Below are 12,374 nucleotides of genomic sequence, written 5' to 3'. Positions count from 1 at the left end.
ACAAGTTGAAATCGCATGTGCGTAATAACCTGAACCGATCTGTTATTTATGCGATCTGGCAGGCTACAAACCGTGATAAACCTAATAAAAATATAAAAAATGCAGCGTTCTCGCTGCATTTTTGGTGTCTTACTCAACCGCTCGCGTGGGGAGTTCGGGAAGATAGTCACCCGCATTGTCCGGGTAAATCAGATATTCTCCGTGATACTTCACCAGCGATTTATAGTCCGTGACCTTGTACAGCAGTAATCCTTGCTGATAGGCCAAATCAATACATTGCTGACTATTCCCGCGCACATAAACAGACAATGGCTTTACCAGAAGCCCGGCCTCATCAAAGGCTTCTTTGAACTGCTTCGCACACACCACCAGTGACGCCTGACCATCAGTATGGTGCGTGACTTTCCGGTTCACTTCGTATTCAGTCGCGACCACCCAATCGAGCTGCTGCAGCGTGCTGTACAAAGCCTCCAGCTGTTCAGCGGTCACCGCACTGGTGGTGCCTTCGTCGTTCAGTACACCCGAGAATACCCAGCCAAGGTGCTCAAACTTCAGCTTCAGCTGGGCCTGCTTCCCCATACTGCGGGCCATCTGCTGCCAGCCCAGCAAGGTTTTCGCCACACAATGATCATAGCGTTGCTGTTTAATGACTTTGGTGATCCAGGCACTCATGAAGTGCGTTTCGCTCACCGGATTATTGGGGGTTTTGCCTGCTGCAACAGAAGACTGCAATTCAGCCAGACCTTCATTCACCAGTTTGTTCAGCTCTTGATAAAACACAGCCATCATCATTACTTTCAGATACTCTTAGTCAATCACAGGTATCAGGCGTCTTTCGCCAGTCCCCAATAAAACAAGCAGGCCAACACGGCGCAAGCGGCCATCGTGCCTGCCAGCGGCCAGGCTGTGGTATCCGGCATCGCTGCGACAATACCACCCACCACAGTCCCTGTGCCGAAGCGCATTGTACCAGCCAAAGACGACGCCGTACCCGCCATGTGCGGATACTTGGCTAACAAACAAGCCATTGAATTACTGGCAACAGTAGAAATTGCGCCCACAAACAGCATCACAGGCACAACGACGCCCCACAGACCCAGTTCAAGCACTTGCCCTGCAATCAGCCCTGCCCCGGCCACCAGCTGAATGATCAGGCCCAAACGCAGCATAAAGTGCGAGCCCATTTTGCGAACGAGTTTGCCATTTAAAGTGGTCATGACAATCAGGCAGATCACGTTCAGTCCGAATAACAAACCAAAGTTTTCCGTACTGACCTGGTAAAGATCGATGTACACAAATGAGCCGACAGTCAGGAATACGAACATGCCCGCAAACGAAAAACCGCTGCTCACCACCAAACCGAGCGCGGGGCCGGATATCAGCATACGTGCATAATTTCGGAGAGTGGATCCTAAATGAAACGGCAGTCGTTTCTCGGCCGGCAGGGTTTCGGGGATCATTTTCAACACGGCCAGAATGACAATCACGGAAACCAGTGCCAGGAACCAGAAAATGGAGCGCCAGCCGAACCAGACCGACAGATAACCACCTATCATGGGTGCAGCCAGAGGGGCAATCGTCATGACTAAGGTGACAAACGACATGGTGCGGGCAAACTCTTCCCGTTCAAACATATCCCGCACCAGTGCCTGGATGATCACGGCGGCAGAGGCACCGGCAAAGCCTTGCGCGGCACGGATCCAGGTCAGTTCATTGATATTATGGCTCATGGCACTGACTACGGCCGCCAGCGCAAAGAGCATGACACCGATTATCAGGATCGGGCGGCGACCGTAACTGTCTGAAAGCGGGCCATGAATCAACTGTCCAACAGCAAAGCCTGCGGTATACGCTGTCAGGGTTACCTGCACCAGACTGGGACTCACGCCCAGGTCTTTGGCGATCGTTGGCATCGCAGGCAGATACATATCAATCGCCAGCGGGGTGAGTGCGGCAATTGCCCCCAGAATGAGGATCAGCGAAAAGCTCAGGCCAGGACTGTCAGATTTATTCATAAACCACTTATTAGCATATTGAAAAGGAAAGGGAGTGATTGTACGACAATTTCCGCTACTTAAATCTTTCCCGACAGGAAATGATAAGTTTCTTTTTATGGTGTACTAGCGAAAAATTGTGACGTACGTTATCACAAAGTTCAAGTATTGACCAAAAAATCGTAACGATGTTGCCTGACAGCGAAGTTTCGCTGTTTTTCTCGGGCAACCGGAACAGAGTGAATCACAGGCATGAAAAAGGCGCCGATACCCACACAGAGCCGACGCCTCAAACGATGCCACTAAATTGTTAAGCCCTGACAGATTAAAAGCTGGCGATTTCTTCTTCGGTGAGGGGACGATATTCACCAGGTTCAAGATTCTCATCCAGCACGACAGCGCCAACCTGCTCGCGGTGTAACGCCACTACTTTATTGCCGATTGCCGCAAACATACGTTTCACCTGATGGTATTTCCCTTCAGAGATAGTGATCAGAGCCGCGCACTCCTCAAGAATCTCCAGTTTTGCCGGCCGGGTCAGTTCTTTCTCACCGCGCAGCTGTACCCCTTCGGCGAACTCATTGATTGCTGAGGCTGGAATCGGATCGGCCGTTTCCACATAGTACACTTTCTCGCAGACGTGACGTGGCGACGTAATACGGTGCGACCACTGACCATCATCCGTCAGCAGCACCAAACCTGTGGTATCTGCGTCCAGTCTGCCCGCCACATGCAGTTTTTCCGGACTGACTTCATCTAACAAGACAAAAACGGTCGGATTAAAATCATCCACATGCGAACACACATAGCCCTGAGGCTTGTTCAGCATAAAATATTTCGGGCCCGTCATGTGCAGCGAGTTGCCATCAAACTCAACGTCACAGTCATCCGTGATTTTCAGTGCACCGTTTTTGACGATCTCACCATTCACTTCTACTCTTTTTTCTTTGAGTATTTTACCGGCTTCCTTACGGGTAATTCCCAGGGCGGTACATAAAAATTTATCAAGCCGCATTGCAGGCTCCGCGTGGTGCAAAAGCGCCATTATAAAAAGCTGGCCTGCGTGTTGCACGTGAAATCTCAAACCTGAGCCAGCTGGAGCGATATCACTAATTGCAACCTCTGATCACAAATTTTTACATTGCATTGCCTGAACTGCCACTAAGCTCAAAAAGTAGAACATTTATCCATTTTCACGGTCTTCACTTATAGACAGAGGGCATATGTTATCCGTATAAACACCTTGAACAACTCATCACTGTGCCATCAAAACACCGAACAACTAAGGTTGACTTATGAACATCTCACTTGTAGCGCCTAGCCTGTCTTCTGTGGACATGCTGCTTACACTAGTTGGGGAACTCTTTGAATACGAAGTCCTGCCACAAAAGCGCGAGCAAACCACACAGGCAGTGCACCAGATGTTGAACAATCCTGAACTGGGTCAGGTTTGGTTTATTGAAGTTGAACACGAAGGCAATACCATGATTGCCGGGCATATTATTCTGAGTTACAGCTTCAGCCTTGAGCACGGCGGACGAATCGCCCTGATTGATCAGTTCTATCTGAAATCCGAATGGCGCCAGCAAGGGATTGGTACCGAGCTGATGCCTCAGATTGAACGCCATTGCGCAGAAGCCGGTGTCCATGCACTGACTTTGGAAGTAAACATTGGTAACAAAGGCGCCCGCAGCTTCTATGAGAAGCATGATTTTATTCCGCGCCGCCAGTTCTGCATGATGACCAAAACCATCAAACCGTCAAAATTGCCACTGAATATGGCTTCCTGAATCTGACTTGAAAACAGGGCTCTGCACTCCGGGCCCTGATGCCACCCTTCCACCAAAACTTGTCTCCCACAGTTTAAAGCCGTTACACTCCTCTGCGCTGTTTATCAATCAAGTCAAATCCATGTATACCCTGCGTCCTTATCAGCAAGACTGTGTGAAAGCCACAGTGCACTATTTTCGTAAACACAGCACACCGGCCGTGCTGGCGCTGCCAACCGGTGCCGGGAAAAGCCTGGTGATTGCCGAGCTGGCCCGGATAGCCCGTGGCCGGGTGCTGGTGCTGACGCACGTCAAAGAGCTGGTCGAGCAAAATCATGCCAAGTATGAAAGCTACGGCTTAAAGGCATCAATTTTTTCTGCCGGATTAGGGCGAAAAGAAACGGACCAGCAAGTCGTTTTTGCTTCTGTGCAGTCGATGGTGAACAGTCTGGATCAGTTTGATGCAGAATTTTCTTTGCTGGTCATCGATGAATGCCACCGCGTGCCGGACGATGAAAACAGTGCTTACCAGCGTGTGATCCAGCACCTTCAGGCCATCAATGCCGGCATCAAGATTCTGGGACTGACCGCCACACCCTACCGGCTGGGTATGGGCTGGATCTACAAATATCACACCCGCGGTCAGGTGCGTACCGAGCAGGATCGCTTCTTTCGTGACTGCATTTTTGAACTGCCGATCCGCTATCTGCTGGATGAAGGCTTCCTGACCGAACCCAAAATCATGGATATGGCCGTCATCGGGTACGATTTTTCCAGCCTCAAACCTGCCAATCATGGTCATTACCGTGAAGCGGATCTGGACGCTGTGATTGCCAAATCCGCACGCGCGACACCCATGATTATTGATCAAGTCATTGATTATGCTAAAGATCGTAAAGGCGTGATGATCTTCGCTTCTACGGTGAATCACGCCAAAGAGATCATGGGATATCTGGCCAACGAATCTGCCGCACTTGTGGTCGGCGATACCCCGCTTGAAGAGCGGGACCGGATTATCACAGATTTCAAAAACCAACAGATCAAATTTCTGGTGAATGTCTCTGTACTCACCACAGGCTTTGATGCCCCGCATGTGGATCTGATTGCAATCCTGCGCCCGACCGAGTCTATCAGCCTCTACCAGCAGATTGTTGGTCGTGGTTTGCGGCTGGCCGAAGGAAAAACAGACTGCCTGGTACTCGAATATGCCGGGAACTGTTATGACCTGTATCAGCCGGAAGTCGGTGATCCCAAACCAGACAGTAGTAGTGAAGTCATTATGGTGCCCTGCCCGGCTTGCGGCTTTAAAAACAGCTTCTGGGGAAAGCTCGACCCGGCCGGTTTTCTGATAGAACATTATGGCCGTCGTTGTCAGGGCTATTTTGAAGATGATGACACCGGTGAGCGGGAAGAGTGTGGCTACCGTTTTCGTGCCAAATACTGTGAGGAATGCGGTGCAGACAACGATATTGCTGCCCGGCGCTGTCATCAGTGCGATGCGGTGATGGTCGATCCGGACAAAAAACTGCGTGACGCGCTGAAACTCAAAGATGCGATGATCATGAAGTGTACCGACATGCAACTGGAACCGGGGAAGAACCAGTACGGCAAGCCTCAGCTGAAAGTGACCTATTTCAGTGAAGAGGACGGCCAGATCAGTGAAATCTGGCAGCTGACGAACAAAACCCAGAAATCAGAATTCCTGAAGAAATTCATCAATCCGCATCTGGTCGACCGCCATCGGCCCTTTACCGAGACCGCGCCCACCAAAGTAGCCAGCAACGAACACCGGCTGCGCCCGCCGGAAATCATTATTGCCCGCAAAAGCGGCCGCTTCTGGGCAATCCGGGATAAGTTGTTCGACCTGGATCAATACAAACAGTAAGTCTGGTATAGCAGAAAAAAAGCCGCACAGTAGTGTGCGGCTCAATTCAGGCAGTGTTTTTCTTCAACAATCAGAATGCGTAGTCCAGATTCACACCCCAATTACGGCCTGGCTGTGTTCTGCGATCTAAACCACTCGTACTGGCTGTCAAACCGTCAACATCCTGATAACGCCAGTATTTTTTATCAAATGCGTTAAACAGGCCAGCACGGAGTACCAGGTTCTCTGTCGGCGTGTAATAGGTCGTCAGATCAACCACTGTGTAACTGGGTGCATCGACATTTTCATCGGTCCAGTCATCGCCAGTTTTCGACGCGACATACATTGCATTAATCTCGCTGCCCCAGACACCGCTTGGCGCGTCATACCCTAAACCAACCACAGAAGTGAACGGTGCAACTGAATCCAGAGAGTCTCCTGTTTTCTTGTCCTCGCCCTCCTGATAGGCAAGAGAAAGTTTGGCATAAGTGCCATAAGGCGCACTCAGCGCTTCATCCAGCCAAACTTCTGCACCAAACTCGACACCATAAATCTTGGCTGCATCCAGGTTAGCGTTCGTGGTCACTTCAATCGAATTCACTTCTTCCGTGCTGCTCACAATGAAATCTTTGTAATCATTGTAGAAAGCCGCGACATTCATTGCACCGATGCGACCCTGAGACCTTGCGCCAATTTCATAGGCAATGCTCTTCTCTGGCTTCAGATCCGGATTTGAAACAATCTTATAGCCAAACATGCTGTTGTCTTTGTCTTCATACATTTCACCGATCGACGGTGAGCGGAAGCCCTGACTGATTTGAGCATACGTATTGAACGACTCATTCCAGTGATAAACCGCGCCAAGACGGCCGGTAACCGCATCACTTTCATGCTTGTCCAAACCCGAAGAGGCAGCTGGTTCGGCCTGATAGTTGTCGTAGCGGATACCGGCAGTCACCACCAGTTGCTCTTGCATCAAATACAGCTGATCCTGCAGGAAAAGACCATACTTCACAGATTCTGCATTTGGCACTTCGACCGGTCCCGGGGTCACGTCCCCTGTGTCTAACGAATAGTTTTTATAATCCAGTTCAAATTCATTTTTCACCGCATTCAGACCATAGGTCAGCTCATGGCGAGTCGTAGCCAATGCAATGATTTTATTAAACTGGGCATCAAACTGGGTGCTTGAATCTTCACCGGCACGATATCGGTTACGATTCCCGTTCGCTCCTGTGTGGTCATAGTTATCGTGTTTACTTTCACTCTGCTGCCAGTTCAGCGCCCAGTTCAGCGTATCAAATGCAGTGTTATCTGCTTGCCATTCATGGTTCAACCCAAGCCGGATACGATCATCTTCGTCATGACCTTTAACGTTGGTATAAACGTAACCCGGCATGAAACCGCCACCAGCGTCATAATTTTCACGACTCAGTATCTGAGTGTCAGTGTCGCGGTTAAAGTATTCAGCAACGAAACCAACGCGGTTGGCGTCGTTCAGCTGAACGTAGACTTTGCCTAAAAGATTGTGAGAGGCGAACGTCAGGGGATCAGCCTGACCGCGGTCCAGACCTTCAATGTCTGCACCATCACCATGTGTTTCTGTTTCTTTACCATCACGGTAGGTATAAATCAGCAGGCTCTCTACAGCACCGGTACGGTTCGCCGCTTCAACGGTTGCTTTGTATTGATCACTGTCGCTCGCATAACCAGTTTTGACAGCCAGATGATTGTTCTCTCCAGTCTGTATTACATCTTCAGGATTTTTCGTTCTCAGCAAGACTGTCCCCCCCATGGCATCACTTCCGTACAGGCTTGAGCCAGGACCTTTACTGACTTCTATCGCGGTAAGCGTGTCAATTTCAATACCGTTCGAGAATTTTCGCATCTGGTCAGCACCCGGGTTATAACCCGCCGGTTGCTCCACATTATCAACCATCACTTTCACGCGATTGCCGGAAACACCACGCACCGTGAAATCAGAAATCCCGAAGCGGCCATTGCCATTTACCTGAACACCGGGCTCATATTTCAGGGCATCTTGCAGATCATTGGCCAGGTTCTTTTCCATATCTTCAGCGGTAATCTTTGATACAGAACCCGGAACATCTTTAATACTTTGTTCGGTTCGTGTGGCTGTGACCACAATTTCATCTGTGTACGCTTTTTTTTCCTGAGCATGCAATGAAGGAGAAAGGGCCAGCAATACAGAACTGGCAATCAGTGAAAGTTGTTTGTGATTCATAAACCCTGCTATCAATTTTTTATCATTCAAATTTGTTAGTGACACGATTATACAAAAACAAATGATAATTACTATCAATCTCAATGCTATTTAGATCACAGTTAGCTAAATTTATTGGAACTAAGTCCAAATTATGAAACTAGTTTGATTAATCTCATTGAATAATAGAAACAGCTATGGTTGGAAAATGCTGTATGAAGTGCCTGCTTCCGAGGTGATTGAGGGATTTCTGAAAATATGCTTGTTTACAGCAGACTTGAGTGTTAGTATCCGCGCTCGATTTGAGGGTAGTCAGTAAGGTCGCATTATTGACTTACCATTCTTTCATTCACTCAATAAAGAGTAAGTATTATGAAATTTGAAGCACAAGTACGTTCAGACCTGGGTAAAGGTGCGAGCCGCCGCCTGCGTCACGCTAACAAGTTCCCTGCAATCGTTTACGGTGGCACTGAAGCACCAATTTCTATCGAACTGAACCACGATGACGTGATCAACCAGATGGATAAAGAAGGCTTCTACGATGCCATCACTCTGGTAATCGATGGTAAAGAAGTGAACGTTAAGCCACAAGACATCCAGCGTCACCCGTTCAAGCCAAAAGTTCAGCACATGGACTTCATCCGCATCTAATTGCGGTTGGTGTGAAAACGCTGAAGAAAAAAGCGCCTCAGGGCGCTTTTTTTGTGTCTGGTGATTGGGCATGACATGAAAATTCTAGAACAGATCTTGCTGCGGACTGGCTGACTCATTCGCAGCCTGCATCTCCAGTTCCCGCTTGCGCTTGAGCAAACGCTGATAACGCTGTCGGCATAATTTAATCACATGTCGTTTCTGATCGTTACTCATGACCTGCCAGTGAAACCGCTCTTCACGGTTCCTCAGACAACCTTTGCAATATCCTCTGTTATTCACCTGGCAAACACCAATACACGGGCTGGGAATTGTAAAGAGTTCTAATTGCTCCATCTCCCCTCCTCGGTTCTTTGCGTGCCATACAGCGAAACGTTCGTAACAACGACGAACAGCTTAAATTACATACAAAGTGATAGTAACGACTTTATGCTGATAACGCCAGTCGGCCATCAGTTGACACAAAGTGAAGTGTTGTCTGCTTAACCTGAAGTGAGCCACTTCACACCCATTACAAATAGTTAACATAATTACCTGTGGCCTTTCTCAGTAATTTACGCAATAAATGCAAAATTGCCGAGTTTTAATTTCATTAAAAATCAAACCCTTACTCACAGAATCAAGACTATTTTACGTAATAATACTTACGACTTTAGTCGCGATTAATTCCTTTCTTATTTGCTGTCCAATCCGTGTTATTGCGCTTGTTCATGCCTATAGTTTGTTTAATGCTTTGATTGCATAGGGATTATCCCGCTACCACAATAACAATGAGGACGTGAAACATGAGTCTGGTAACACGCACTGTACGCAATGCTCTGGTGGCAGCCAGCACGGTTGCGGTTTTACTTTCCAGTACCGCCGCTTATTCCGCAGAGAAAGTCTATCGCCTGAAACTGGCCGAAACCTGGGGTGCAAACTTCCCTATTTTTGGTGACACCACTAAAGCGATGGCCGAAATGGCAGAGAAAATGTCCAATGGTCGTTTACAGATCCGCATCGATTCTGCCAATAAACACAAAGCGCCACTGGGCGTGTTTGATATGGTCAAAGCCGGCCAGTATGACATTGGCCACTCGGCGTCTTACTACTGGAAAGGCAAAGTACCGAATACCCTTTATTTCTCCACGATGCCCTTCGGTATGGTCGCGGCCGAACAGTATGCCTGGTTCTATCACGGTGGCGGTATGGAACTGATGGAAAAAGTCTACGGCCCGCATAATTTGTTGTCATTTCCGGGGGGGAATACAGGCGTTCAGATGGGTGGTTGGTTTCAGAAAGAAATCAAAACAGTTGACGATCTGAAAGGTCTGAAAATCCGTATTCCGGGCTTTGCCGGTGAAGTGCTGGCTAAACTGGGCGCCAGTCCAACCAATATTGCGCCGGGTGAACTCTATACAGCGCTTGAGCGCCGTACCATTGATGCGCTGGAATGGGTGGGACCAGGTCTGGATCTGCGAATGGGTTTCCACAAAATCGCGCCTTACTACTATACCGGCTGGCATGAGCCTGCCACTGAATTGCAGTTTCTGGTCAACAAGCAATCCTGGGAGCGTTTACCTGCGGATCTGCAGGAAATTCTGCGCGTAGCCATGCGCCTCTCAGCCTACGACATGTATATCTTAAATACCCATGCCAGTGCCGAGAACTGGTCAACCATGAAGGAAGAATATCCCAACATCAAAGTGATGAACTTCCCGGATGACGTTATGGCGGCCATTCGTCAGGCCAACGATGAGTTGCTTGAAGAACAGGCCAAGAATGATCCGCTGGCCAAAGAGATCCTGGATTCACAAGCGGCCTATCTGGAAAAAGCCCGTGAATGGACGCTGATTGCCGATAAAGCCTACCTCGACAGTCAGGCTGAGCAGAAATAACACGCAAGTCATGCACCGGTTTGTCCGGTGCATGCTCGTTGATCAGTCTGGAATGTTGCCTCGCGACGGAGTCATTATGCGAAGCTTGTTAGCCTTTGAGAAAATCATCAACCGGTTTTCTGATCTGCTTGGCTGGATAGCCAGCACTCTTTTTATCATACTGATGTTCAACGTTTTTTATGACGTGGTCATGCGGTATGCCTTTAACCATGTTTCCATTGCCATGCAGGAAATGGAGTGGCACCTGTTCTCAGCCGTTTTCCTGCTGGGTGTGCCCTATGCACTCAAGGCCGGTGGTCATGTGCGGGTCGATGTGTTCTACGAACGTTTCTCTCTCAGAACCCGTGCCCTGATCGATCTGCTGGGCACCCTCTTTTTCCTATTGCCATTCTGTATCCTGGTGTTCTGGTATGGCATTGATTATATGAAAGAATCCTACTCCCTTGGTGAGTCCAGCGGCGACCCGGGCGGCTTGCCTTATCGCTGGCTGATTAAAGGTCTGATCCCGCTTTCTTTCCTGTTTATGGCCATTTCGGGGATCGGAATGCTGCTGCACAACATTAACCGGCTGGTTAACCCAAGTCTGTTCCACGAAAAATAAGGAATATTCCGTGGTTGGTATCATCATGTTTATCGTGGCCCTGTTTGCCCTGTTACTCGGGTTTCCAGTGGCATTTACCTTTGGTGGCATCGCACTGCTGTTTGGCGTCTGGGCTGAAGGACCGGAAATCTTTGCCTTCATGCCGTTTCGTATTATGAGCATTATGCAAAACACTGTGCTCATGGCCGTCCCACTGTTCGTCTTCATGGGTTTAGTACTGCAAAAAACCCGTCTGGCAGAGCAGTTACTGGAATCCATGGGGAAACTTTTCGGGAGTGTGCGCGGCGGTCTGGCGATCTCAACAGTATTAGTGGGTTCACTGCTGGCCGCGTCAACCGGTGTGGTCGGGGCCTCTGTTGTCGCTATGGGCCTGATATCCCTGCCTGTGATGATGAAATACCAGTACAGCAAAGGTCTGGCAACCGGCACAATTTGCGCATCGGGTACGCTGGGTCAGATCATCCCGCCATCCATCGTATTGATTTTGTTAGGTGACGTACTGGGAATTCCGGTTGGCGATCTGTTCCAGGCTGCGGTTTGGCCTGGTCTCGCACTGGTGATGGCTTATATCATCTATATCGTGATCTACAGTTGGTTGAATCCGGAAGCCACCCAGCCGATGGAACGGGATCCCGACCAGTCACGCCGCCAAGAGATCATCACGGCACTGAAAGCCGTGTTGCCGCCCTTGGCACTGATTATCGTGGTGTTAGGGTCCATTTTTGCAGGGATCGCGACACCAACCGAGTCGGCCGCGCTGGGCGGCATGGGCGCAGTGCTGCTGTCTGTCGTTTACCGGCAGTTTTCCTGGCGGATGCTGTATGACAGTGCATTCGAAACCGTCAAAGTCACCGCCATGGTATTTGGGATCCTACTGGGTGCAACGGCTTTTTCAATGGCGTTCACCTACACAGGCGGTGATTATCTGGTTGAAGAGTGGATGCTGGCACTGCCCGGTGAAGAATGGACCTTCCTGATCCTGACCATGCTCATCATTCTGGTTCTGGGATTCTTTATCGATTTCGTTGAAATCTGCTTTATCGTGGTACCGATTCTTGCGCCGATCGCGGATGCAATGGGGATCAATATGCTCTGGTTTGCCATTTTAATTGCCATGAACCTGCAAACTTCATTCCTGACGCCCCCCTTTGGTTTCAGCCTGTTTTACCTGAAGGGTGTTGCGCCGGATGGCATCAGCACAAGGGATATCTATAAAGGCGTCATGCCCTTCATTACCATCCAGATCCTGATCCTGGCCTCGGTATTAATTTTCCCCGGCTTCTACGGATTGTAGTCTTGTCATGAAATCCGGCAAATCTAGAGCTAGTCGGCACTTTTTCCATAAAGTGCCGCTATTTTGCTTTGATATTCCCAACAAGTTGTTAACATTCAAA

At 49.1% G+C, this 12,374-nt stretch carries 11 protein-coding genes; 6 read left to right on the top strand and 5 right to left on the bottom strand.

The features are described 5' to 3' along the window. Positions 1-129: 129 nt before the first annotated feature. From LN341_RS07325 to rsuA, 3 genes are all read right to left on the bottom strand, one after another. Entirely contained in the window at positions 130-786 is a 657-nt protein-coding gene (locus LN341_RS07325; protein ID WP_234204958.1) for a DUF2913 family protein, read from the bottom strand. Between the two features lie 38 nt (positions 787-824). Further along, positions 825-2,015 carry a Bcr/CflA family multidrug efflux MFS transporter gene (locus tag LN341_RS07320; RefSeq protein ID WP_046220676.1) on the bottom strand — a complete coding sequence of 397 codons (1,191 nt, stop codon included), beginning with the start codon at positions 2,013-2,015 and terminating at the stop codon, positions 825-827. A gap of 304 nt (positions 2,016-2,319) precedes the next feature. Next, on the bottom strand, positions 2,320-3,009 hold the full coding sequence (gene rsuA / locus LN341_RS07315; RefSeq protein WP_234204583.1) for a 16S rRNA pseudouridine(516) synthase RsuA: 690 nt from the start codon (positions 3,007-3,009) through the stop codon (positions 2,320-2,322). A 280-nt stretch (positions 3,010-3,289) separates the two neighbouring features. On the opposite strand from rsuA, the gene LN341_RS07310 reads away from it, so the two are divergent. Together LN341_RS07310 and LN341_RS07305 are read left to right on the top strand one after the other, a co-directional pair. Then, a complete protein-coding gene (locus tag LN341_RS07310) occupies positions 3,290-3,784 on the top strand; it encodes an N-acetyltransferase (protein ID WP_234204582.1) in 495 nt (164 codons plus the stop codon). Between the two features lie 121 nt (positions 3,785-3,905). After that, positions 3,906-5,648 carry a DEAD/DEAH box helicase gene (locus tag LN341_RS07305; protein ID WP_234204580.1) on the top strand — a complete coding sequence of 581 codons (1,743 nt, stop codon included), beginning with the start codon at positions 3,906-3,908 and terminating at the stop codon, positions 5,646-5,648. A gap of 70 nt (positions 5,649-5,718) precedes the next feature. Here the strand turns inward: LN341_RS07305 and LN341_RS07300 are convergent, their stop codons facing one another. Beyond that, positions 5,719-7,872: a TonB-dependent hemoglobin/transferrin/lactoferrin family receptor gene (locus LN341_RS07300; protein WP_234204579.1), complete on the bottom strand. Its 2,154-nt coding sequence runs from the start codon at positions 7,870-7,872 to the stop codon at positions 5,719-5,721. 351 nt (positions 7,873-8,223) lie between these two features. Between LN341_RS07300 and rplY the strand changes: the two genes are divergently transcribed. Beyond that, positions 8,224-8,502 (top strand): 50S ribosomal protein L25, encoded by a 279-nt coding sequence (gene rplY / locus LN341_RS07295; protein ID WP_046220681.1) that lies wholly within the window; start codon positions 8,224-8,226, stop codon positions 8,500-8,502. An 84-nt stretch (positions 8,503-8,586) separates the two neighbouring features. Here the strand turns inward: rplY and LN341_RS07290 are convergent, their stop codons facing one another. Then, positions 8,587-8,838 carry a DUF1289 domain-containing protein gene (locus LN341_RS07290; RefSeq protein ID WP_234204577.1) on the bottom strand — a complete coding sequence of 84 codons (252 nt, stop codon included), beginning with the start codon at positions 8,836-8,838 and terminating at the stop codon, positions 8,587-8,589. A 449-nt stretch (positions 8,839-9,287) separates the two neighbouring features. On the opposite strand from LN341_RS07290, the gene LN341_RS07285 reads away from it, so the two are divergent. The 3 genes from LN341_RS07285 to LN341_RS07275 all read left to right on the top strand — a co-directional run bounded on the left by LN341_RS07285 (position 9,288) and on the right by LN341_RS07275 (position 12,274). Beyond that, positions 9,288-10,379 (top strand): TRAP transporter substrate-binding protein, encoded by a 1,092-nt coding sequence (locus LN341_RS07285; protein ID WP_046220683.1) that lies wholly within the window; start codon positions 9,288-9,290, stop codon positions 10,377-10,379. Positions 10,380-10,455: 76 nt separating this feature from the next. Then, positions 10,456-10,980 carry a TRAP transporter small permease subunit gene (locus tag LN341_RS07280; protein ID WP_234204575.1) on the top strand — a complete coding sequence of 175 codons (525 nt, stop codon included), beginning with the start codon at positions 10,456-10,458 and terminating at the stop codon, positions 10,978-10,980. Between the two features lie 10 nt (positions 10,981-10,990). Continuing rightward, entirely contained in the window at positions 10,991-12,274 is a 1,284-nt protein-coding gene (locus LN341_RS07275) for a TRAP transporter large permease subunit (protein ID WP_234204574.1), read from the top strand. Positions 12,275-12,374: the final 100 nt, after the last annotated feature.

Origin of the sequence: Photobacterium sp. TLY01 (assembly GCF_021432065.1) — a bacterium.
GTDB classification, from domain to species: Bacteria; Pseudomonadota; Gammaproteobacteria; order Enterobacterales; family Vibrionaceae; genus Photobacterium; species Photobacterium halotolerans_A.
The sequence above is the reverse complement of the archived record's forward strand: the minus strand, read 5'-3'. Positions and strand labels throughout refer to the sequence as shown.